The 23,953-nt window shown below is 37.2% G+C and carries 24 protein-coding genes; 1 reads left to right on the top strand and 23 read right to left on the bottom strand.

The features are described 5' to 3' along the window. Positions 1 to 88: 88 nt before the first annotated feature. The 9 genes from LUA91_RS13465 to pdxA all read right to left on the bottom strand — a co-directional run bounded on the left by LUA91_RS13465 (position 89) and on the right by pdxA (position 8,902). Positions 89 to 1,294: an LVIVD repeat-containing protein gene (locus LUA91_RS13465; RefSeq protein WP_231426570.1), complete on the bottom strand. Its 1,206-nt coding sequence runs from the start codon at positions 1,292 to 1,294 to the stop codon at positions 89 to 91. A 167-nt stretch (positions 1,295 to 1,461) separates the two neighbouring features. Further along, positions 1,462 to 2,808 carry an acetyl-CoA carboxylase biotin carboxylase subunit gene (gene accC, locus LUA91_RS13460; protein ID WP_231426569.1) on the bottom strand — a complete coding sequence of 449 codons (1,347 nt, stop codon included), beginning with the start codon at positions 2,806 to 2,808 and terminating at the stop codon, positions 1,462 to 1,464. A 41-nt stretch (positions 2,809 to 2,849) separates the two neighbouring features. Continuing rightward, positions 2,850 to 3,326 (bottom strand): acetyl-CoA carboxylase biotin carboxyl carrier protein, encoded by a 477-nt coding sequence (gene accB, locus LUA91_RS13455; protein ID WP_231426568.1) that lies wholly within the window; start codon positions 3,324 to 3,326, stop codon positions 2,850 to 2,852. A 156-nt stretch (positions 3,327 to 3,482) separates the two neighbouring features. Further along, positions 3,483 to 4,481: a beta-ketoacyl-ACP synthase III gene (locus LUA91_RS13450; RefSeq protein ID WP_231426567.1), complete on the bottom strand. Its 999-nt coding sequence runs from the start codon at positions 4,479 to 4,481 to the stop codon at positions 3,483 to 3,485. A gap of 18 nt (positions 4,482 to 4,499) precedes the next feature. Beyond that, positions 4,500 to 5,438 (bottom strand): phosphate acyltransferase PlsX, encoded by a 939-nt coding sequence (gene plsX, locus LUA91_RS13445; RefSeq protein WP_231426566.1) that lies wholly within the window; start codon positions 5,436 to 5,438, stop codon positions 4,500 to 4,502. A gap of 101 nt (positions 5,439 to 5,539) precedes the next feature. After that, entirely contained in the window at positions 5,540 to 5,731 is a 192-nt protein-coding gene (gene rpmF / locus LUA91_RS13440; protein ID WP_010600130.1) for a 50S ribosomal protein L32, read from the bottom strand. Between the two features lie 15 nt (positions 5,732 to 5,746). Beyond that, the gene (locus LUA91_RS13435; protein ID WP_231426565.1) at positions 5,747 to 6,277 is read right to left on the bottom strand and encodes a DUF177 domain-containing protein; all 531 of its coding nucleotides are present in this window, start codon (positions 6,275 to 6,277) and stop codon (positions 5,747 to 5,749) included. Between the two features lie 469 nt (positions 6,278 to 6,746). Continuing rightward, the gene (locus LUA91_RS13430; protein ID WP_231426564.1) at positions 6,747 to 7,589 is read right to left on the bottom strand and encodes a sulfurtransferase; all 843 of its coding nucleotides are present in this window, start codon (positions 7,587 to 7,589) and stop codon (positions 6,747 to 6,749) included. Positions 7,590 to 7,822: 233 nt separating this feature from the next. Further along, positions 7,823 to 8,902 carry a 4-hydroxythreonine-4-phosphate dehydrogenase PdxA gene (gene pdxA, locus LUA91_RS13425; protein WP_231426563.1) on the bottom strand — a complete coding sequence of 360 codons (1,080 nt, stop codon included), beginning with the start codon at positions 8,900 to 8,902 and terminating at the stop codon, positions 7,823 to 7,825. Between the two features lie 151 nt (positions 8,903 to 9,053). Between pdxA and rsmA the strand changes: the two genes are divergently transcribed. Then, the gene (gene rsmA, locus LUA91_RS13420) at positions 9,054 to 9,842 is read left to right on the top strand and encodes a 16S rRNA (adenine(1518)-N(6)/adenine(1519)-N(6))-dimethyltransferase RsmA (protein ID WP_231426562.1); all 789 of its coding nucleotides are present in this window, start codon (positions 9,054 to 9,056) and stop codon (positions 9,840 to 9,842) included. Between the two features lie 78 nt (positions 9,843 to 9,920). Here rsmA and LUA91_RS13415 read toward each other — a convergent pair whose 3' ends face one another. From LUA91_RS13415 to LUA91_RS13350, 14 genes are all read right to left on the bottom strand, one after another. Continuing rightward, the gene (locus tag LUA91_RS13415; protein WP_231426561.1) at positions 9,921 to 10,772 is read right to left on the bottom strand and encodes a hypothetical protein; all 852 of its coding nucleotides are present in this window, start codon (positions 10,770 to 10,772) and stop codon (positions 9,921 to 9,923) included. 73 nt (positions 10,773 to 10,845) lie between these two features. Further along, complete coding sequence (locus tag LUA91_RS13410; RefSeq protein ID WP_231426560.1) at positions 10,846 to 12,099, bottom strand: pyridoxal phosphate-dependent aminotransferase; 1,254 nt, start codon at positions 12,097 to 12,099, stop codon at positions 10,846 to 10,848. A gap of 31 nt (positions 12,100 to 12,130) precedes the next feature. Continuing rightward, on the bottom strand, positions 12,131 to 12,463 hold the full coding sequence (locus LUA91_RS13405) for a type II toxin-antitoxin system RelE/ParE family toxin (protein ID WP_231426559.1): 333 nt from the start codon (positions 12,461 to 12,463) through the stop codon (positions 12,131 to 12,133). Next, the gene (locus tag LUA91_RS13400) at positions 12,463 to 12,651 is read right to left on the bottom strand and encodes a hypothetical protein (protein WP_231426558.1); all 189 of its coding nucleotides are present in this window, start codon (positions 12,649 to 12,651) and stop codon (positions 12,463 to 12,465) included. Before LUA91_RS13400 ends, LUA91_RS13405 begins: the two co-directional genes overlap by 1 nt. 17 nt (positions 12,652 to 12,668) lie before the next feature. Further along, complete coding sequence (argH, locus tag LUA91_RS13395; protein WP_231426557.1) at positions 12,669 to 14,000, bottom strand: argininosuccinate lyase; 1,332 nt, start codon at positions 13,998 to 14,000, stop codon at positions 12,669 to 12,671. Positions 14,001 to 14,238: 238 nt separating this feature from the next. Next, positions 14,239 to 15,303, bottom strand: coding sequence for a M20 family metallo-hydrolase (locus LUA91_RS13390; RefSeq protein ID WP_231426556.1), 1,065 nt, complete (start codon positions 15,301 to 15,303; stop codon positions 14,239 to 14,241). Positions 15,304 to 15,371: 68 nt separating this feature from the next. Next, a complete protein-coding gene (gene proC, locus LUA91_RS13385) occupies positions 15,372 to 16,181 on the bottom strand; it encodes a pyrroline-5-carboxylate reductase (RefSeq protein ID WP_231426555.1) in 810 nt (269 codons plus the stop codon). 356 nt (positions 16,182 to 16,537) lie between these two features. Beyond that, entirely contained in the window at positions 16,538 to 17,326 is a 789-nt protein-coding gene (gene argB, locus LUA91_RS13380; protein WP_231426554.1) for an acetylglutamate kinase, read from the bottom strand. Between the two features lie 84 nt (positions 17,327 to 17,410). Further along, positions 17,411 to 18,382 (bottom strand): acetylornithine carbamoyltransferase, encoded by a 972-nt coding sequence (locus tag LUA91_RS13375; RefSeq protein WP_231426580.1) that lies wholly within the window; start codon positions 18,380 to 18,382, stop codon positions 17,411 to 17,413. A 191-nt stretch (positions 18,383 to 18,573) separates the two neighbouring features. Continuing rightward, on the bottom strand, positions 18,574 to 19,704 hold the full coding sequence (locus tag LUA91_RS13370) for an aspartate aminotransferase family protein (RefSeq protein WP_231426553.1): 1,131 nt from the start codon (positions 19,702 to 19,704) through the stop codon (positions 18,574 to 18,576). A gap of 83 nt (positions 19,705 to 19,787) precedes the next feature. Then, entirely contained in the window at positions 19,788 to 20,768 is a 981-nt protein-coding gene (argC, locus tag LUA91_RS13365) for an N-acetyl-gamma-glutamyl-phosphate reductase (protein ID WP_231426552.1), read from the bottom strand. Positions 20,769 to 20,859: 91 nt separating this feature from the next. Next, positions 20,860 to 22,050, bottom strand: coding sequence for an argininosuccinate synthase (gene argG / locus LUA91_RS13360; RefSeq protein WP_231426551.1), 1,191 nt, complete (start codon positions 22,048 to 22,050; stop codon positions 20,860 to 20,862). Beyond that, a complete protein-coding gene (locus tag LUA91_RS13355; RefSeq protein WP_010600148.1) occupies positions 22,050 to 22,751 on the bottom strand; it encodes an N-acetyltransferase in 702 nt (233 codons plus the stop codon). The genes argG and LUA91_RS13355 overlap by 1 nt, the downstream gene beginning before the upstream one ends. A 361-nt stretch (positions 22,752 to 23,112) precedes the next feature. Further along, positions 23,113 to 23,661, bottom strand: a complete 549-nt coding sequence (locus LUA91_RS13350; RefSeq protein ID WP_231426550.1) for a hypothetical protein — start codon at positions 23,659 to 23,661, stop codon at positions 23,113 to 23,115. Between the last annotated feature and the right edge of the window lie 292 nt (positions 23,662 to 23,953).

Here is a 23,953-nt window from a genome sequence, read left to right as displayed (position 1 = left end):
AGAATGGTATTTACGTGTTAAATATAGAAATAGTTTATTTAATTATGAGAAAAGCCCGTAAAAATAGAGTTTGCATATGTGCAATAATCTATTTCTGAACTTTAATCACGCTCAATTGCCTTATGTTAGCGGCATTGCTGTAATTAAATTGATAAACTCCATCATCGCCAGTTACTATTAATGATTTTGGCCCTGCAATAACGTCGTAGCTTTTAATATTTTGTAAATGCTGCAACATATTATTTCCAATAGCCTTGTTATCAGCTATGTTAAAGCTTTTTATACCAAAATTACCTTCACATAAGAATAGATTATTTCCAGCTACACTCAAGCCATGGGGATTTTGCATAGGGTAAAATGCAATCATCTTTGGTTTTGTCGGGTCTTCAATATCTATTACTTCTAATTGGTTACTTCCTAGCCTACATGCTGTACCTGTACGTAATGTTACATAAGCAAACTTTCCTTGAACCACTACCGGATCGCAGGCAAAAACGTGGCTGTAAGTAGAAAGTTTAACTGGATTGGCAGCATCAGTTGCATTGAAAATATGCATTCCTGTATTGGTGCCAATAAATAATTTATTCTCGTAAGGAAATATTGTTTCAATACCCCAGCCTAAATTTATTGATTTAATAAAGGATGGATTTGAGGCTGTCTTAACATCAAAAAGGCTTAACTCGTTCATTCCTACAGTATACAAATAATCGTTCATTAAAGTAAACCTTGCCATTGAACCTCCCTGACCCGAAGAGCTGCTTTGAGATGCACTATTTGAATACGCTACGGCATCTTTATATCCACTGCCTTTATAAACTTGCTTCTTAACCAAAGTATCCTTTGTGATATATAAAAATTTTTGAGCTCCTGCCGAATAAACTTGTTTAAAAACATCATTAACTCTTTTTACCTGTTTTATGCTGCCGATATTTGAGATATCGAAAGCCAGCAAATCAATAAAACTATCAGCGTAAAGAATATTATTATGAATGGCGAGATCTACATTACCTGGTACCTGTACAAAAGCAATACTAACCGGCGAACCAGGGTTAACGTTATTGTAAATATGAATACCTTCACCAGGCTCATTAATAAAAAGATAATCATTATAGATGTAGATTTTTCCAGTTTTCTTGGCTGGCACTGCTTTAGTTAACCCTACAGGTAAGGCTCTCATTTGTTCTACGGTAATCATTTTGGTAATCTGGATGATTTCATATTCATCTTTTTTACATTGAGTAAATGCTACGACTGTTAAAAGAAGTAGTAAAGCGCTAAATAGATTTCTTTTCATAATTTGAGGGTTTTAAATATAGAAACGAATGTAATTACCTAAACGCTACAAGGTTAAGTTAAATATTTAAATTTAAAGTGAATTTTTACAGCTTTCTTTAATAGCGTTAAAACAAAAGCGGTCAAGTTTTCGCAAACTTGACCGCTTTTAAAATATTTATAACTTTTTTATTCTGAATCTTGAAACTCAAACGTTTCCATAAATTTCGTTGTGAAGTTTCCGGCTCTGAAGTTCGGATCTTTCATTAACTGTAAATGGAAAGGAATTGTCGTTTTAACGCCTTCAATTACAAATTCGCCTAAAGCACGCTCCATGGTGCAAATGGCTTCTTCACGGGTTTGTGCCACGCAAATCAACTTTGCAATCATCGAATCGTAGTTTGATGGAATGGAATAACCTGCATAAACGTGTGTATCTACACGAACACCATGACCGCCTGGAGAATGAAAATTGGTAATTTTTCCTGGCGAAGGACGGAAATTATTTGCCGGATCTTCTGCATTGATACGACATTCGATTGCATGCATATCAGGGAAATAGTTTTTACCAGAAATTGGAATTCCGGCAGCAACTTTAATTTGTTCTTTGATTAAATCAAAGTTAATTACTTCTTCCGTAACCGGATGCTCTACCTGAATACGTGTATTCATTTCCATAAAGTAGAAGTTTCGGTGTTTATCAACCAAAAATTCGATTGTACCAGCGCCTTCATAATTTACAGCTTGTGCACCTTTTATGGCAGCCTCACCCATTCTTACACGAAGTTCTTCCGTCATGAATGGTGATGGAGATTCTTCCACTAATTTTTGGTGGCGTCGTTGTATAGAGCAATCGCGTTCTGATAAGTGACAAGCCATGCCAAATTGATCACCAATAATCTGGATTTCAATGTGACGTGGATCCTCGATATATTTCTCTAGATATAAACCATCGTTACCGAAAGCTGCACCAGATTCCTGACGAGCACTATCCCATGCATTTTCAAAATCTTCATCTTTCCAAACTACACGCATTCCACGACCACCACCGCCGGCAGTTGCCTTAAGAATAACCGGATAGCCCATTTCGTTCGCAATTGCGATACCTTCTTTAACGCTGGTTAATAATCCTTCAGAACCCGGAATGGTTGGTACGCCCGCAATTTTCATGGTTTCTTTTGCAGAAGCTTTATCGCCCATGCCATTGATTTGCTCTGGAGTTGCACCAATAAATTTGATACCATACTCACGACAAATGTTAGAAAACTTAGCATTTTCTGACAAGAAACCATAACCTGGATGTATGGCATCAGCATTCGTTAATTCCGCTGCTGATATAATATTTGGAATATTTAAATAAGAATCTTTACTTGGAGGAGGACCAATACAAACAGCCTCATCAGCAAAACGAACGTGTAAACTTTCGCGATCGGCGGTAGAATAAACAGCAACCGTTTTGATGCCCATTTCCTTACAGGTACGGATAATACGCAAAGCGATTTCTCCCCTGTTGGCAATAAGTATTTTTTTAAACATATATTTTAAATTAGCTATTGGCTAATTAGTGAATTAGCTAATTAGATAGGTTCTACTAAAAACAACGGTTGATCGTATTCTACTGGTGATGCATTATCAACCAAAATTTTAACGATACGACCTGAAACTTCACTTTCAATTTCATTGAAAAGTTTCATTGCCTCAATGATGCAAATTACTTTACCAGTACCAATTTCGTCGCCAACATTTACAAACATTGGTTTATCCGGACTGGCAGAACGGTAGAATGTACCAATCATAGGAGATTTAACCGTAATGTATTTAGAAGTGTCTTCTGCAACTGGCACTGCAGGTGTAGCTGCAACCGGAGCAGTAGGAGCTGTTGCAACTGGTGCGGCAGCCTGTACAAGTGGTGCTTGTGGCACGGTAGCCTGCACATAAGTTGGTGCCTGGTTTGTTTTAATCGTAATCTTGAAGTTTTCCTGCTCAATAGCAACTTCGTTTACTCCAGAACGAGAAACAAATTTAATCAGTTCCTGTATTTGTTTGATATCCATTTTTTAATCCTTGTTATGTAAAAAATAGTGTATAAATGAATTAACTAAGTTATACTTTTTTTGTTTGTAATTATAGAGAAAATAGGCAATGGGAAATAAGAAATAGGCAACGCTTATGATGCATTTGTCTATTATCTATTGATTATTTCCAAATTCCTATTTTGTATCGTAGGCCCATTTTAAATAAATAGAACCCCACGTAAAGCCTCCACCAAAAGCAGCTAACACAATGTTATCACCTTTTTTTAGTCGGCTTTCCCATTCCCATAAACATAATGGAATAGTTCCGTTTGTAGTATTTCCGTAACGCTCGATGTTAATCATTACCTTATCGGTTGTTACGCCCATACGGTTTGCTGTAGCATCAATAATACGTTTATTAGCCTGGTGAGGCACTAGCCATGCAACATCATCAGCAGTTAAGCCATTACGTTCCATTATTTCGGCTGCAACATCAGCCATATTGGTTACCGCAAATTTGAAAACCGTTGGGCCTTCCTGATGCGCAAAATGTTCTCTTGCATCAATGGTTTCATGGGTTGCCGGTTTAACAGAACCACCTGCTTTCATACCTAAGAAATCTCTACCAGAACCATCAGTTCTTAGAATAGAATCCTGAATCCCTAAGCCTTCTTCATTTGGCTCTAATAATGCACATCCACATCCATCGCCGAAAATAATACAGGTTGTACGGTCTTCATAATTAATAATTGATGACATTTTATCGCCACCAACAACCAATACTTTTTTATGACGGCCTGATTCTATAAATGAAGCACCTGTAGATAAACCAAAAATAAAACCAGAGCAAGCTGCTTGTAAATCGTAACCCCAGGCATTTGTTGCACCAACTTTATCAGCCAAAACGTTAGCAGTTGCAGGGAAAGTAAAATCTGGCGTAGTGGTGCAAAAGATAATTAGTTCAATTTCCTTTGCATCAATACCTCTTTTTTTAAGCAAACCATTTACAGCATGAACAGCCATATCTGAAGTACCTAAACCCTCACCTTTTAAAATTCTGCGTTCTTTAATTCCCGTTCTGCTGGTAATCCACTCATCAGAAGTATCAACAATGGTTTCTAACTCTGCGTTTGTTAGCACATAGTCGGGGACGTAACCATTAACTGCCGTAATAGCAGCGTGAATTTTACTCATTTTAAAAATTTTAATAAATTATTTAAATGCCATTCTAATTTTTTCTACCAATCCGGTGGTAATCATTTCTCTGGATTGAAGAACCATATTTTTAACAGCCAGCGGACTAGAAATTCCATGTCCGATAACAACGGGAGCGTTAACACCTAAAACCGGACTTCCACCATATTGCTCATAATTGAAACGATCGAAAAACTCATCTTTTAAACCTTTTTTAATGGTAATTACATAAAATGATTCTGCCAGTTTAAGCATTACATTTCCGGTAAAACCATCGCAAACGATTACATCCGATTTATCGTTAAATAAATCTCTACCTTCTACGTTACCAACAAAGTTAAATAGATTGGTATCTTTCATTAACGGAAAAGTAGCCATGCTTAGCATGTTTCCTTTTTCGTCTTCTTCGCCAATATTCATTAACGCAACCCTTGGGTTTTCGATTTTGAAAAGATTTTCAGCGTAAAGGCTACCCAGTACACCAAATTGTAATAGAATATCAGGTTTGCAATCGGCATTGGCACCTACATCTAATAATAAGCCGGTACCGCCTTTAAGTTTTGGAAGAATAGAGCATAAACAAGGGCGGATGATGCCCGGAATAGTTTTAACGCTAAAAACAGCGCCAACTAACATTGCTCCAGAGTTACCAGCACTTGCAAACGAATCGATTTTACCTTCTTTTAAAAGATTAAAACCAACTGCGATGCTCGAGTTTGGTTTCTGAACAATTGCTTTGGTGGGATGTTCGCCCATACCAATAACTTCATCAGTATGAACGTATTCAAAATGATCCGGATTAAAACCCTCTTCTGCGAGAATCGGTTTAATCTGTTCGGTATCGCCGATTAGAACTAAATGTTCTCCAGCGTTTAGCGATTGATGAGCTGCTATTGCTCCCAAAACGATTGCTTTGGGAGCATAGTCTCCGCCCATTATGTCGAGGCCTATTTTCATAGAAAAAATTTGTTTGTGTTAGTGTCAGGTTAAATCCTGAATATTCAGTTGACTAAGGTATGACTAAACCCGCTGAAAACACAAACAATTTCTTAAGAAAATTACCCGATTTGAGTATTTTCGATAACCAATTTACCGTTATAGTATAGGTTACCATCAACGTTGTATGCACGGTGAGGTACGTGAATAGCACCTGTTGCTGCGCAAGTTGCTAAAGAAGGCGTCACTGCTTTGTAGTGTGTTCTTCTTTTATTTTTTCTCTGTTTCGAGATTTTCCGTTTTGGATGTGCCATTGGTGTATAATCTAATTATTTTTTTAACTTATTAAGGGCTTCCCAACGTGGGTCGCTTGTTTGTTCATTTTCTTCTGCCTGCTTATCGATAGAGAGTTGTTCTAAACGATCAATCATTTCCTGATCACAATCTTTACCTGCCTGCTCGCAGTTTTTGATATAAGGCACTGCCACGTTTATCATTTCGTATAAAGGCGCCGATATATCAATCTCGGAATCTTTTCGGCTCAGCGTAATGATTTCTTCATCGTCGCTTTCCAACTCGTCTTCAGCAAATTTTACAATTTGTCTTTCGTACAAGTTTACCGGGTAAGCAAACTCCGATAAACATTTATCGCAATCTAAATTTACTGTACCAATAACTTTGAACTTTAAAAGCAACATGGTCTCTTGTTTATCAAGTTCCAGCTCTACTTTTAAATTCCCACTTTTAATTAATGAATACTCAAAAGCATTAAAAAAGTGGTCATCAAGCTCATAATCAAAATGATGAGCTCCCAATTTTAATCCGGTAAACGGTATAGAAAATTGTTTTAATGGCTTCAAAGTACTATAAAATTTTAGCCTGCAAATGTATGGATAAAATAATTAGATAAAAAATGTTTTTTAAAAATTGTTGATGTTAGTAAAACATCTTTTTAACTTATTAATCTAAATATAATTCTTTGAAAATCAGTTTCACTACTTTTCGGTTCAGTACGTTTCACTTTCCATTTCAATCTTTTTTAAATTCTGTCATGTTTCGTACCCACTGTTGACTTTTTTATTTTCCTACTTTGCAATCCCGGTACTTCCTCGGGAAAGGCAATCTCACTATTGATAAAATTTTATCTAATGAGATTGCCACGAAACTATGAAAAATAGTTTCTCGCAATGATGATTACCCTAAAATGTCATTTATATTGATTTTTATGAAATAAACTAATCCATTATGGCAGTATATTGAGGGTTAGGACAAATAAAAAGTATGTTTGCGCCTATCGGGTTAGCTCACCTAAGCTTGTATAACAAATCGCTAACCATTAGCCAAAATCATTTCCTTGCCGTTTCTGCTCCATTCACTCCATGAGCCAACGTAAAGTTTCGGAATAGGCAAACCTGCGTAATCCATTGCCAAAAGCGTGTGGCAAGCTGTAATGCCAGAACCACAATGGACAATAATATTTTCAGGATTAATTTTGCCCACGACTGCAGAATATTTTTTATCCAATTCTTCCGGGGATAAAAAGCGACCATCGGCATCAAGATTTTCGGTAAACGGAATATTAATTGCACCAGGAATATGGCCTGCAATTAAATCAATTGGCTCTGATAAACCAGCAAAACGATTTGCATCACGAACATCAATAACGATGTGGTTATCTGTTTCACCCACCTTTTCTACTTCGTTGATATTTGACAATAGTAAGTTCCAATTTTGAACATCGTATTTTTCGACTGATTTTGGTGTTTCAGCTTTACTTGTTGTAGGGAAGCCAGCTTTTACAGCTGCCTGAAAACCACCATCAATTACCTGTACTTTTTCGTGCCCAATTGCCCTAAACATCCACCATAATCTTGCTGCTGCATTACCGCCATTTTTGTCGTCGTAAACAATCACATGGCTACTTTTTGTGACACCTAATTTTTGTAATACAGCTGAAAATTGTTCGGAAGTTGGTAACGGATGACGACCACCCATTGCAAAATCGCCAATATTGGCCAAATCATTATTTACATCAGCGTAAATTGCACCTGCTAAATGTTGCTCATCATAACGGTCTCTAGCGCCAGCACTGGCATCTATAATAACAATTTCATTATCTAAATTTAACCAAGTTAAATCTTCAGGTTTTATGATTGGGGAAATTTTACTCATTTCGTTTGAATTTGATGCACAATTTTAGCAAAAATAAACCTGATAGAAGTGGAAATACTTTTTTGGCTATTACGAGAAAGATTGCCACATTGTTCCTTCTCGCAATGACGACAATGGGAGGAATAGCAGGAGTTTAAAAAAGATTGTAACGAATGAGCAGGACTACCGAAACCGATGAAACAACAGACCTTGCTTTTCTAAAAAATATTTAGCAAAAACTTAAGCTTGAAGCCTTAAGATGCGTCGTCCTTTATATCGAATTGTGTTTCTACAACCTTGCCACCAGAACGCAATTGACCAGCCAGCATCTCTTCTTGCTCCCTGCGGTTTTTAACAATATGAATTGCTGAAAACAATGCTTCTGCAAATGAAGTAGAATCGGCCAGATTTTTGCCCGCAATGTCGTAACCCGTACCATGATCTGGCGATGTACGAACAAATTTTAATCCTGCGGTATAGTTTACACCGTTGTGGAATGCCAAAGTTTTGAAGGGAATCAAGCCCTGATCATGATACATGGCTAAAACCGCATCAAACTGTTTATAGCTTCCATTACCAAAAAAACCGTCGGCAGGATAAGGTCCGAAAACCATTAAACCTTTATCGTAAGCTTCTTGAATGGCAGGCGTGATAATCTCTGCTTCTTCAGCACCTAATAAACCATTATCGCTGGCATGTGGGTTTAATCCTAAAACAGCAATTTTTGGTTTCTCGATCCAGAAATCTTTTTTCAAGCTATCATTAATCAGCTTTAATTTGCCAAGAATTTTTTCTTTAGTAATCGATGTTGGTACATCTTTAACGGGAATGTGCCCGGTAACTACACCCACACGTAAATTTTCACTAATTAAAAACATGAGCACGTCTTTACTGCCGCTTTTCTCTTGTAAATATTCAGTGTGACCAGGAAAAGCAAATGTTTCTGATTGAATGTTATGCTTATTGATTGGAGCCGTTACTAAGGCATCAATATCACCAGCTATTAAATCGGCTGTAGCTCTTTCTAATGATAAAAGTGCATATTTCCCGCCCGTAGCCGTTACCTGACCGAGTTCGATTTTTACATCTTCTTCCCAGCAATTGATCATATTGGCTTTTTTAATCTGCGCCTGATTGGCGTGATTAATTACATTGAAACTAAAATCGCCAAGGTTGTTTGCCTTTCTGTGAAAAGATGAAACTTTAGTATGACCATAAACAATTGGAGTACAATAGTTTAAAATAGCAGGGTTGGATAATGTTTTAATGATTACCTCTAAACCTATGCCGTTTAGGTCGCCTATACTGATGCCAATTTTAAGTTTATCGCTCATAATTACTGGGAAATTTTAGCGCAAATTACTGATTTGATTTGATAAATATGGTATAGGGTGAATGGTTTAAGGTATAGGGTTTCTAAATTGAATACGATACCTTGCGGCCTAAACCTTATACCTTCCACCTTAAATCATTACCTTTGTTATTATGAGTTTAGTAAAAGCAAAAAAACATTTAGGCCAGCATTTTTTAACCGATAAAGGCATTGCCAACCGTATTGTAGAAAGTTTGATTAATACAGATAAATACAATCAGGTTTTAGAGGTGGGCCCTGGTATGGGAATACTTTCTGATTTTTTGTTGCAACGCAAAGATTTACAAACCTATTTAATTGATATTGATACGGAGTCCTTTCATTTTCTAAATGAGAAATACCCTGAATTAGGCGACCGTTTAATTAATGGCGACTTTTTGAAACTGGATTTCGATGCCATTTTTCCAGATAAATTTGCGATTATCGGCAACTTTCCTTACAACATTTCCTCACAGATTTTATTTAAAATTTTAGATAACCGTAACAAAGTGGTGGAAATGGTTGGTATGTTTCAAAAGGAAGTAGCACAACGTTGTGCATCACCTGCAGGTACAAAAGACTACGGAATTTTGAGTGTTTTTCTTCAAGCTTATTATAAAATTGAATATCTTTTCACCGTAAAACCTGGCACTTTTAATCCGCCACCAAAAGTACATTCTGCAGTTATTCGTTTAACCAGAAATGAAGTTGAAACATTGGATTGCGACGAAAAATTATTTTGGCGTGTGGTAAAAGCTGGCTTTAACCAACGTAGAAAAACCTTGCGAAACGCAGTTTCTGCTGTAATGCCCAAAGATAAAATGGATGACCATATTTATTTTGAAAAACGAGCTGAGCAGTTAACAGTTGATGATTTTGTAAAGTTGACACAGCATGTAAGCGAGTTGATGGCAAAGGCTTAAGAAATAGCCGAGCTGAAATAAACCACTCTAATTATCAAATCAAAGCGTTTGATATTAGACAATTGCAATCAACTTAACCTAAATATTAGCGTTATGAAGTGGATAAAATGTAATCATATTAACCACTTTTTTGTCTTTTGCCTTGCCTGTTGGGTTTGTTACATTTAATATGCTAATGTATTTTGTTGGGTCGCCTGTTGATTCAAAAACAATTACTTCCGCATAATTTGTTTCATTATCCAACAAGGGTTGATCATTTAAAACTGTGAAATTTCGATTATTGAGTTCATTCAAAAGTAACTCTTTGTTTTCGACCACCGGAATGCGATTAAGAAATTTACGCTTTATCATCCAGCTATCGTTTATTTCAGAATAAGGCCTAATAACCTGACCATTTAAAACGGCAAATATAATTCCACCAAGAATTACAACAAATTCTCCAGCCCAAATTACCCATAATAGAAGTCCGTTTACATTGCCTGTACTTTTTATTCGAAAAGATCCAACTTCGTTTAAATTAATAATTTCCTGAAAAAGTATATTTGGATGTGTAAAAAGGAAGAAGAAATCATCGAGTAAAATTTTCAGATCTGCCGAATTAAGATTGAAAGTAAAGCCTTTTCTACTGTAAATTAAAGTATCGAAAAATACCCATTGGATGTAAAATGCCAATAATCCACAAAAGATAGCTATAAACGTTACGATTTTCTTATTCCTGAGTTTTCCAATCTTCACACCAAGATCGATAAAAAAACCCAGCCCCATACCTAAAAGAAAAGCAATAATGGCAATAAACCAAATGTTGGGAATTAGTTGGCCGAGAATAATATAAATTATGGGTAAAACTAATGATGCTAAAATACCAATGGCTAAAGTAATGATGATGGCTGACGGCGAAGCGTAGCCTTGAGGTGTGTATTTATTTTCCATGAAAAGCGTAAATGAGATTTTTTATTTGAACACCCAAGTCAAATAATTGTTTGATTTGGGTGTTCAAAATATTCTATTTCAGTTTACTCAAAGCAGCTTTTATTCTTGGCAGCATATCTTTAATATCCTGTAAATTACATGCGCCAACTGATGCCCTAAACCAAGGCATGCTGTGTTCGTTACCGAAAGCAGAGAATGGAACTAAAGCTGCACCTGCTTCTTTAATTAGATAGAAGTTCACATCTGCACTATCTTTTAAAAGCTGACCGTCTTCCGTTGTTTTTCCGATGTAATCGATTTTAATGGTTAGGTAAATTGCACCCATTGGCTCAACTGCATCAACATTAAAACCTTCACTTTTTAGTTCGTTAAACCCGTTGTAAAGTGCATTTAAACTATCTTGAATTTTAGCTTTGAAACTAGTTAAAAAGGTATCAACCTGCGCCTTATCGTTAAAATAGTTAGACATCGCAACCTGCTCGGCTTTTGGTGCCCAAGCACCCATATGCCCAACCAGAGCTTTCATTCTGTTCACAATATCTTCCGGACCGAAACCCCAGCCCACACGAACGCCGGTTGCAGCCAAACATTTCGAAGTTCCATCAACAAAAATGGTAAACTCTCGCATTTCAGGACGCAACGAAACTGGATTTACGTGCTCTTTTCCGAAAGTTAGGAGCGAATAAATCTGGTCGTACATTAAGTACAATGGTTTTTCATCAGTTCCGCGAGATGCATTTTCTTCTAAAATTACATCGCAGATTTCAGCTAATGAATCTGCATCGAACATGGTACCTGTTGGATTCAATGGCGAGCATAAAGCCAGCATTGTTGCACCTTTTAAATGCGGTTTTAATTGTGCTGCAGTTGGCATAAAGTTATGCGCTGCATCGGTTTCTACCGCAATTGATTTAGCCGAAGTCAAATGGCAATAGTGATTATTATTCCAGGATGGTGCAGGAAAAACAACGGTATCTCCTGGATCGATTACCGCCAAGTAAGCTGCATAGATTAACGGACGAGAACCACCAGAAACTAAAATACTGTTGGTGTTATATTCTAAACCAAATCTATCTTTTAATAATTCAGAAACGGTTTCTCTAAGTTGTAAAACACCATCAGCTGGTGGATAATTGGTTTGGTTTGCATTATAAGCATCTACAATTCCAGCTTTTAATTCGGTTGGAATTGGGTAGATATTCGAATCAAAATCACCTATGGTTAAGTTAGCGATTGATGCGCCTTTGCGTTTCATGTCGTTAACCTCGTTACCAATTTTTATAATTTCTGAGCCAATTAATGCACTGGCTAATACTGAAACTTTCATATTTATTCTTTAAATGCTGTAATCAGCAAGTTTATAATCCTTTAATTATTTTTTGAAGCTCTTTTTTATCAATACTACTTTCTTCTGATTTATCATAAATGGTAAGCATATTGATAACGGTTTCATCCGGCAAATTCGAAACTAAGTAGGTAATTACTCTAAACCCACCACTTTTGCCTTTTCCCTTACTTTTTACAGCTAAGCGAATTTTGTAAAGTCCAGCACCTAAATCATTACCCTGTTCAGGATTCTCCAGCAACTTTTCTTCTAGCTGGTAAAGGTCTTCAACTAATAAGGGATATTTCTTTTTATAAATTTTTGCTTTTTTGATAAAGGTGGCAGAATAAATAATTTTATTATCCATTAGATATCCTTTAAGCTCAATGGTTTTCTTTTACCTTGCTGAATTTCTTTAATCTCCTTTAACGCTTGAGCAATTTCGGAAGTAATTTGACTTGTTGGTTCAGCCTTAACTTTAGCACCAATCTTACTAAGAAATTCCTTTACGAATCCAGCATCTTTATCCTTAATTTCTATTGTTAAAGTTGTCATATTATAAAATTAGGAAATTATTTAACCAAATCTTCTATTGCTTTATTTACTTTATCGAAACCAAATTGAGATAAAACCGCTTGCATTGATGCAGCAATTTGTTCGTTACAAAGGTTGCCGATGCTCCCCTCGTGTGTATGATGTATTTGGCTTGATGGTGCAAAAGTACCATTTTCTATTTGTTCGCCAACTATTTTATAAGCCTCTCTGAATGGAATGCCCTGCAAAGCCAAATCGTTAACCACTTCTACGCTAAACAGATAATCATATTTTTTATCTTTCAAAATGTCATCCTTAATGGTGATGTTTTGAAACATGAAAGTCGCGATTTCTAAACATTCATTTAGAGAGGTAATTGCTGGAAAAAGATTTTCTTTAAGCAACTGCAAATCGCGGTGATAACCCGATGGAAGATTGGTAATCATCATTGCAATTTCATTTGGCAAAGCCTGAATTTTATTGCAACGAGAGCGAATCAACTCAAAAACATCAGGATTTTTTTTATGAGGCATAATGCTCGAACCTGTTGTCAGCTCTGGTGGGAAACTGATAAAGCTAAAATTCTGGTTGATGAACAAACAAACATCCATCGCCATTTTAGCTAGAGTTGCAGCAACAGCACTCATTGCCTGAGCTAAAATTCTTTCGGTTTTACCGCGACCCATTTGTGCATAAACCACATTGTAATTTAGGCTTTCGAAACCCAATAAATTAGTGGTTAACGTCCTGTTTAATGGAAATGAGGAACCATAACCTGCAGCAGAACCCAATGGATTTTTATTGGTGATTTTCCAGGCAGCAAGCATCAATTCCATATCATCGGCAAGGCTTTCGGCATAGGCGCCAAACCACAAACCAAAAGATGATGGCATCGCAATTTGCAAATGCGTGTAACCAGGCATCAATTTATCTTTGTGCGTGTTGCTTAATTCTATTAATTGATTAAACAAAGTTGAGGTTTGGCCAACCATATCTTCAATGCAAGCACGAAAAAACAATTTTAAATCTACCAAAACCTGGTCGTTACGCGAGCGACCGCTATGGATTTTTTTACCTGCTTCGCCGATGCGTTGAGTGAGCAACCATTCTACTTGCGAGTGCACATCTTCAACCGTGTCTTCGATGGTGAAGTTTCCAGCCTCAATTTCAGCGTAGATGTTTTTAAGCTCTTTTTGAACGATTTTCAATTCATCTGCGGTTAGCAAATTAATCGTTTCCAACATTTCTGTGTGAGCCAACGATCCCAAAACATCAAATTTTGCCATTTGTAAATCCAGTTCGCGGTCTTTTCCAACCGTAAAGCTTTCTACAAATTTATTTACATCTATATTTTTTTGCCAGATTTTCATTTTACTTTATTTAACCGCAAAGAGCGCTAAGTTTTTCGCAAAGGGCACAAAGCTATTTTATTATTTTTACCACAGAGGGCACTGAGTTTTTCACAGAGAGCGCAAAGGGTTTTATCGCCATCTCGTCATTGCGAGGCACAGTTTATACCGACAATTCGGGAAAGCAATTTCCTTTTACATTTTAACCTCAAAGCTTAGTATTTACAAAATAGATTGCTTCGTACCTCTCAATGACGATTTACAGTATCACTGGTTTCAACATATTTACATAACCCTCAACGCCTTCAGCTACTTCCCGAACATATAAAAATTCATCAGCCATGTGCGAGCGACCAGAAAAACCTGGACCGCATTTTACCGATGGAATATCCAGTAAAGCCTGGTCTGAAGTAGTTGGCGAACCATAAGTGGTTTTGCCTAACGCTACACCAGCCTGCACAACTGGATGATTTTTATCAATTGATGATGGTTTTAAACGGATAGAACGCGGTGTAACATCGCAACCAACATTCGCTCTGATAATTTCTAAAACTTCTTCATTAGTGTAAGCATCAGTCACCCGAACATCAACCGTAAAAGTACAATTTGCAGGCACCACATTATGTTGCGAACCTGCGTTGATAATTGTCACCGTCATTTTCAGCGGACCGAAAACTTCAGAGACTTTCGGGAACTGATAATTTCTGAACCATTCAATATCTGCCAAAGCCTTGTAAATCGCGTTTTCGCCCTCTTCCCTAGCCGCGTGACCAGCTTTTCCGTGAGAAACACAGTCCAAAACCAATAAGCCACGTTCTGCGATGGCTAAATGCATTTCAGTTGGTTCGCCCACAATTCCGAATTCCAATTCTCCCAAATCTGGCAGAACCAATTCCAAACCATTATTTCCAGAGATTTCTTCTTCCGCCGTTGCGGCCAAACAAATATTATATTTTAAATTTTCTTGTTCGTAGTAATATAAAAATGTTCCGATTAACGAAACCAAACAACCCCCTGCATCATTACTGCCCAAACCAAAAAGCTTATCGCCTTCAATCGCAGCATCGTATGGGTCGCGGGTGTAACCAGAATTTGGTTTAACCGTATCGTGATGAGAATTTAATAGCAATGTTGGTTTACTCGCATCGAAATGCTTGTTGTAAGCCCAAACATTATTCATTTTACGGTAGGTTTTTACCCCTCGCTCTTCTAAAAACTGAGCAATTAAATTCGCAGTTCTATCTTCTTCCTTACTAAACGACTGGATGCGAATCAGCTGCCGTAATAAGTCTAAACTTTCTTTTTGTATATTTTCTAATAACATAGTATCAAGTATTAAGTATCAAGTATCCAGATTTTGAACCTAAGCCCTAAACCTTCTACCTTACACCTCTAACCTTCCTTTGTATATAAATTCCCCGCCTTTAAAGCCGATAATTTAATACCTTTTATTAATGATGAACTAAAGCCATTGTGCTCCATTTCGTTTAAACCCGCAATAGTACAACCTTTCGGCGAAGTTACCTTATCTATTTCTGATTCTGGATGTGTGCCGTGTAATAAAAGCAAATCGGCGGCTCCTTTTGCTGTTTGAACGGCCATTTTAAGCGCTTCATCGGCATGGAAACCAATTTCTACTCCACCTTGCGATGCCGCTCTGATTGCCCTCAAAAAGAATGCAATTCCGCAAGCACACAGTGCCGTAGCGGAAGTCATTAAGTCTTCGTTTATTTTTACAACTGACCCAACCGTTTCAAACATTTTCGTCACCTCAGCAATATTTTCTACCGAAGCATTATCACTCGCCATACAAGTCATTGACTGGCCAATGGCAATGGCCGTGTTTGGCATAACGCGAATCACTTCCACCTCATCACCCAATTTTTCACGAACCGCAGCGCAACTTACACCAGAAATCACCGAAATAATCAAATGCTTTGACGAAACTACAGATGAATTAATTTCATCTAAAACCGTGTTTAATTGTTGTGGCAAAACAGCAAGAATTACCATATCCGCACCTGCAACTGCTAGTTTATTCTCATTGCTCACCACAAATCCAGCTTCCGCAAAAGATTTTAAATGGTCGATATTTCTACGGGTTAACGTAATATCGGCAGCCTTTGCAAAATCGGCTTTCACCAAACCTTTTGCTAAAGATAAACCGATGTTTCCGCTACCGATTATGGCAATTTTTTTCATTGTGGTTCGTTATTTTCCTTCGGATTGATTACACCGATTGTTTTATGTCACTGATTTTTATTTTTTGAAAAGCAAGTTCAGTAATACTATTAACGTCAGTCCTGCTATTCACTTCAATCTTTTTCAACACTTGTCATGCGCTACTACTTCGTCATTGCGAGGAGGAACGACGTGGCAATCTTTATTATTCGTTCTACAAAAAAGTATTTTCGTTCTTATCAGGTTTATAAAAACTTCCGTCATTGCGAGGCACGAGGCACTCTTAATGCGATAGATTGAATAGCGATAATTTTAAAATTGCTTCGTACCTCGCAATGACGAAATAGTGATGGGCCGTCGACCTTTTACTCTAAACCCTATTTCAACATCTTCGTCCCAAAAGTGCCTACTGCAAGTTCAGCCAATTCATTCGCTTTGCCAATATAAACTGCTGAAACGCCTTTTTTTATTGCTTCAAAAGCATTGTGCAATTTTGGAATCATTCCGCCTTGTATAGTTCCATCAGCTTTCAAACCATTAAATTCATCAGCTTTAATTTCTCTCACAACCGAATCATCATCAGTCACATCTTTCAGCACTCCTTTTTTCTCAAAGCAATATACCAAACGCGTTTCATATAATGCCGACATCGCCACAGCAACCGAAGAGGCAATTGTGTCGGCATTGGTATTGAGCAATTGCGTTTCGCCATCATGGGTAATCGCACACAAAACTGGCACCAAACCAGCTTTCAGTAAACTATCCAACGTAGTTGAAGAAACAGAATGCTCATCTAAATCACCTACAAAACCATAATCGATTTTTTTAATTGGACGCTTTTTGGCTTTGATAATATTTCCATCGGCTCCCGTTAAACCAATCGCATTACTGCCTTTGGCTTGCAATTGGGCAACCATGTTTTTATTGATCAGACCTGCGTAAACCATCGTTACAATCCGCAAGGTTTCAATATCGGTAATCCTACGACCATCAACCATTTTTGCTTCCACGCCTAAGCTTTCGCCCAATTCGGTTGCGATTTTACCACCACCATGAACCAAAATTTTATCGCCGGGCAAAGCCGTAAAATCCAATAAAAACTGATGTAAGTTTTCAGAGTTATCAATTACGTTTCCACCAATTTTTATGATTGTGAGTTGTTTCATACATTGAGTTATAGGTTGCCTGTTATGAGTTGCGAGTTTTAGGCGCTTAGACCTGTAACTTGGAACCCGTAACCGATAACAGATTTATAATTCTTCCAACATCGATTTTATCACCGCTTGCGCTGCCCATAAACGATTTCCAGCTTCGTGAATAACCAGTGAATTTGGTCCATCTAAAATTTCTGAAGATAACTCCAAATCTCTACGGACAGGCAAACAATGCATAACTTTAGCATCGTTAGTCAGTTTCAGTTTCTCGTTGTTCATCATCCAGCCATCAGGATAGGTTAAAACCTTACCGTATTCTTTATAACTGCTCCAGTTTTTCACATAAACATAATCAGCACCAGCTAAAGCCTCTTCTATATTATATTGAATATCGGCGCCAGATGTAAATTCCTCAGACAATTCGTAGCCCTCGGGTTGAGCGATGGTAAAATCAATCATGCTCTCTTCTTGCGCTTTGCACATCCATTCAGCAAAAGAATTTGGAACAGCTTGAGGTAAAGCTTTTACGTGTGGCGCCCAAGCCAAAACAACTTTTGGTTTTCTGCCGTCAGGTTTTTTGGTCCACGTTTCGTGAATGGTAATAATATCTGCAAAACTTTGCAATGGGTGGCGTGTTGCACTTTCTAAACTTACTACCGGAATGGCACAGTATTTCACAAATTTATTAAAGAAATCTTCGCTGTAATCTTCCTCACGGTTGTTCAGTTTTGGGAAAGAACGTAATCCTAAAATATCGCAATATTGTCCCATTACGGCAGCAGCCTCGCGAATATGTTCAACAGTAGAACCGTTCATCACCACGCCATCTTGAGTTTCTAAAGCCCAGCCTTCTTTATCCAGGTTCATTACCATTACGTTCATACCTAAGTTCAAGGCAGCCTTTTGGGTGCTTAATCGGGTACGCAAACTAGGGTTCATAAATACTAAACCCAAAGTTTTGTTTTTACCCAAATCTTGGTTCGCATAAGGATTAGCCTTTAATTCAAGCGCATCTTTTACAAATTGTTTGATGCTTGGAACATCATGTACGGAAGTGAATAACTTCATATTTTTAGGGTTTAAGGTTTGAGGTATAGGGTTTAAGGTTTCCCTGCACCACCTCTTAAAAATTTCAAAAAAGAAATTAGTATGTACTAACTTCATATTTTCCGTCATTGCGAGGCTTGAAGCAATCTTAAAACTATGGGTTAAGTTTCTAACGCATTAAGATTGCTTCGTACCTCGCAATGACGACAGGTTTATTTTACTAACTTACCAAAGGCTGCCAAAAACTCATCAGCATGTGCCTTAGTTAAATTTAACGCTGGCAATAAACGGATTACGTTTGGTTTTGCCTCGCCAGTGAAGATAAAGTGTTTAAATAATAACTCCTTTTTTACATGAGCAAGTTCTTCAGGTAATTCAATTCCAATCATTAAACCGCGACCTCGAACTTCTTTTACCTGCTTAAATTTCTTCAATTCAGCAATTAAATAGTTCCCAATTTCTTCAGCGTTTTTTAATAGGTTTTCTTTTTCAATCACTTCTAAAACTGCCAAAGCCGCTGCGCAAGCCAAATGGTTACCTCCGAAAGTTGTGCCTAATTCGCCATGCCATGGCTTAAATTTTGGCGCAATTGAGATTCCAGCAACTGGAAATCCGTTGCCCATTCCTTTCGCCATGGTGTAAACATCTGCTTCAACTCCTGAATAATCATGTGAGTAAAACAAACCTGTTCTTCCATAACCACACTGAACTGAATCGGCGATGTAAACTGCATTGTATTCATCACAAAGTGAACGGATTTTTTGTAAGAAACTTTTTGAAGCTTCCTTAATTCCACCCACACCTTGAATGCCTTCGATAATCACAGCTGAGATTTCATCGCCCTGCGATTTAAAAGTTTCTTCTAATGCCACTTCGTTATTAAAAGGTAGGAAGATTACGTTTTCGGTTTGATTAACCGGCGCTACAATTTTCGGATTATCGGTTACCGCAACTGCTAAAGATGTTCTTCCATGGAAAGCACCAGTGAAAGAGATTACTTTCTTTCTTCCGTTATAAAAAGAGGCCAGTTTCAAAGCGTTTTCATTCGCTTCTGCACCAGAATTCACTAAAAACAATTGGAAATCTTTCTTCCCAGAAACCTGACCTAGTTTCTCTGCCAATTGAACCTGTAAAGGAATTTTAACTGAGTTAGAATAAAAGCCAACTTTGTTTAATTGCTCAGTCAAACGACTTACATAATGCGGATTGGTATGTCCAATCGAAATCACTGCGTGACCGCCATATAAGTCTAAATATTTTTGTTCGTTGGCATCCCAAACATTGCTGCCTGATGCTTTTATAATTTCTATATCGTTAAGGGGGTATACATCGAATAAGTTCATATTTTTTGAGATTTTATCATTCTAAGGAACTAAGAATCTATTTCATCGTTTGCAGATGCTTCGTGTCTCAGTATGACAGATTATTAAAAGTTCGCCGCCTTCAATCGCAGCCCCGCCGTTTCTTCCAAGCCAAACATTAAATTCATATTCTGAACCGCTTGTCCGCTGGCGCCTTTTAATAGGTTATCAATAATGCTGATGATGAATAATTTATTGCCATGTTTTTCTACATGAACCAGCGCTTTATTGGTATTTACAACCTGTTTTAAATCGATGTTTTTCCGACTAACATGCGTAAAAGGATGCACACTATAATAATCTTCGTAAATTTTTTGCGCTTCATCTAAAGTTAAATCGCTTTGTAAATACATCGCTGCCAAAATACCACGAGTAAAATCTCCGCGTTGCGGAATGAAACTTAAATTTTCTAAAAGTGATGGTTGCAACTGCAATAAGCTCTCACCTATTTCATTTAGATGCTGATGCTCGAACGCCTTATAAATCGAAAGATTATTATTTCTCCAGCTAAAATGCGATGTTGCTGCTAAACTTTGTCCTGCACCAGTTGAACCTGTAGTTGCATTAATATGAACTTCTGCATTAATTAAACCCTTTGCGGCCAATGGCAATAAACCCAATTGAATGCAAGTAGCAAAACAACCCGGATTGGCAATGTTTTTTGCCGTTTTAATTTTATCTCGATTTAACTCAGGAAGTCCGTAAAAAAACTCACGATTTTCAAAACTTGCATTTGCAGTTAACCTGAAATCTTGAGATAAATCTATGATTTTAATGTTTTCATTAATCGGGTTTGCAGCTAAGAATTTCTTAGCATCGCCGTGACCAACGCACAAAAACAGCACGTCAATATCTTTGGGAATATCACTTATAAAACGTAAATCTGTATCGCCAATTAAATCGGTATGTACATCAGAAATTAAATTTCCAGCATTACTTGTGCTATTTACGAAAGCAATTTCAGCGTTTGGATGGTTGATTAGAATACGGAGCATTTCGCCACCTGTATATCCTGCCCCACCAATTATTCCTGCTTTAATTTTCATATTTAAAAAGGTTTAAGATTTGGGGTTTAAGGCTTAAGGTTTGGGCGTTCTAAACTTACGCCTTTATCCTTTATACCTCAAACCTCAGAGGCTATGCCTCGCTATTTACTTTATGCCAAATCATCACCTGGTTACCGAAGATTTTAGAGAACCCTTTAACATCTTCGCCGCTCCAGGCATTGTTCATTTCACCGTAGCTACCAAATTTATTGCTCATTAAATCATGGTTCGATTCAATACCAATAATCTGGAAACGATAAGGCATTAATTCAATGAAAACTTTACCACTAACCATTTTCTGCGTATCGGCTAAGAAAGCTTCAATGTTCCGCATAATTGGATCATGAAATTGGCCTTCATGCAACCAGTTGCCATAGAAAGAAGACAATTGCTCTTTCCAACTTAACTGCCATTTCGTTAGCGTATGTTTTTCTAAAGTATGATGTGCTTTGATAATTAAAACTGGTGCTGCAGCTTCGAAACCAACACGACCTTTAATACCAATAATCGTATCGCCAACATGAATATCACGACCAATTCCGAAAGGTTGAGCAATCGCTTGTAATTTCTGAATCGCTCTTACCGGAGCTAAAATCTCTCCATCAATGGCCACCAATTCGCCTTTTTCGAAAGTTAATTCCAGCTTACGCGATTCCGTTTCCGAAACCTGAGTTGGCCAGGCGCTTTCTGGTAAAGTTTCATGAGAGGTTAAAGTTTCCTTTCCTCCTACCGAAGTTCCCCACAAGCCTTTGTTAATTGAATATCTTGCCTTTTCAGCACTATATTCAACACCATGTTCGGCTAAATATTCTATTTCCGCTTCGCGGGATAATTTCAAATCTCTAATAGGCGTAATGATTTCAACCTCTGGAATAATGATATTGAAAATCATATCAAAACGAACCTGGTCGTTACCTGCGCCTGTACTTCCGTGAGCCACGTAATCAGCACCGATTTTTTTTACGTAGTTAGCAATAGCCGTAGCCTGACTAACACGTTCTGCACTCACCGAAAGCGGATAAGTTGCGTTTTTTAATACGTTCCCGAAGATTAAGTATTTAATACAACCATCGTAATAACTTTCGGTTTCATCTACCACTGCATGTGATTTTACACCCAAAGCATAAGCTCTTTTTTCTATTTCCTGTAATTCTTCATCAGAAAAACCACCGGTATTTACAATTACCGAATGAACTTCCAAACCACGATCTTGAGCAAGATAAATACAACAAAATGAGGTATCAAGACCTCCGCTAAAAGCTAAAACTACTTTTTTCATCACTATTTATTAAATAACAGGGTAAATAAAAACATCAATACTTTAAAGCCTGATTTTGGCTTAGGTTTAACAACTAAACGTTGTTTGATGCGCATAAAACGTTCGTATAATTTGGGTTTCTTTTGTAACTCCTCGGCGAATTTTTTGGCGGCATCGTGTTTTTGAGTAGCAGGATCGTAAAGCATGGCTGTACACATGCAATTTTTACGTTCCTTCATTTTCAAAATTTCGAAGTTAACGCAGCTTTGGCAGCCTTTCCAAAATTCTTCATCCTGTGTTAATTCTGAATAAGTAACAGGTTCGTAACCTAAATCAGAGTTAATTTTCATTACAGCTAAACCTGTGGTTAAGCCAAAAATCTTTGCCTTTGGGTACAAGCTTCTGGAAAGTTCAAAAACCTTTTCTTTAATGGCATGTGCCAAACCTGCTTTTCTAAATTCAGGCGAAACGATTAAGCCGGAGTTGGCAACGAATTGCCCATGGCTCCAGGTTTCGATATAGCAAAAACCAGCCCATGTACCATCTTTGTGGAATGCAATAACGGCTTTGCCCTCTTGCATTTTATTTGCAACATAGTCAGGAGAACGTTTTGCAATACCGGTACCACGTGCTTTCGCAGATTCGGCCATCTCGGTTACGATTTGTTCTGCAAATACACGATGTTCAGGAAGTGCAACCTGCACTATAAATTCGTTAATATCCATTCGTTTTCTAACGAAAAATTATAAGTATTCTTGTTAATTGGGTTTTTAGAGAGGATCAATTCCTCGTTACGTTTAGTGGAGTACTAAATACGTGGAGTGAAATTTTGCCGACTTGTGGGATAATAAAATACGGGTTGGAAATGATTAATAAACAAACTTTTCCCAAACGCCAATTGCGTTGTGAAAACAGAAAGTTTATGTAAAAAATTTTTAATCATCTCTTGCGTATTATAACGGCTTTAACTCTATTGAGGTGCAAAGGTTTAAATAAAAATTGAGTTACACAATATTTTTTAACTTTTTTACATTTTTATACAACTTTAAAGAAACAAAAAATCCCGATTGCTCGGGATTTTACATTTTATTCTTTCATAATTCCTACAGAAACTCTTGTTCCATCCAGGAAAAAGTTAAGTTTTGAAGGATTAGCATCTGCTGGAATTTGAAATTTCCAAAGTGCTTCTGTTGATGCTTCAGGTTCTGGTTCTGCACTTCCATTTTCTTTAGTTCCAGGAACTGATATACCATTATCAAGTTGCAACCTTGCATCAGATGCAGATACCGAAAAGTATTTTTTTGCATCCAAAGTGCTTTTGTTTGTAATCAAAAGTTTTACCGTTAGTTCTGAACCAGTCGATTTCCCTTCTGCGTCCTGCAATTTTACCGAAGTAGCCTCTACCACTTTTACAAGGGCTTCTTTTGCTTTCCCTAAAACTGCAGTATCTGGAGAAACGGTATAATTAAAAGTTTCGGGCCCGTTTTCAGCTTTTGCGCCATGCTTAATGATGGTTTCACTTTTTGTGATGGTAGTATCTGCATCGTCAGATTTATCTTTTGAAGAATTGCCACAAGATGATAGCGAAATTACGCCTAACGAGATTAAGGCTAATTTTGAGATTTTTTTTATCATTTTTTTTAGGATTTGATGGTTGATCGAAATTATAAATGCAATGAGTATTTAATGTTAAGATTACTAAATGGTTAGGTAAACTTTAGATGAACAGCTACCTCCTTTTTTTGTTTTACCAAGCATCATTCTCAAATAAGATTTTTTACTAAAATTAACATTGTTAAAATCGACAATTAAAGTTTAACAAGCATTAACACGATTTAACAACCCATCAAATGCTCATTCCCAATATTTGCATAGTTGTAGCGAATTCATTTTCGATGCCGTTTAAATAGTATCCGTTAAACATTAA

It is taken from the genome of Pedobacter sp. Leaf250 (assembly GCF_920984735.1).
Lineage (GTDB): Bacteria > Bacteroidota > Bacteroidia > Sphingobacteriales > Sphingobacteriaceae > Pedobacter.
Note: the sequence above shows the minus strand (reverse complement) of the source record. Positions and strands in the feature narration are given on the sequence as shown.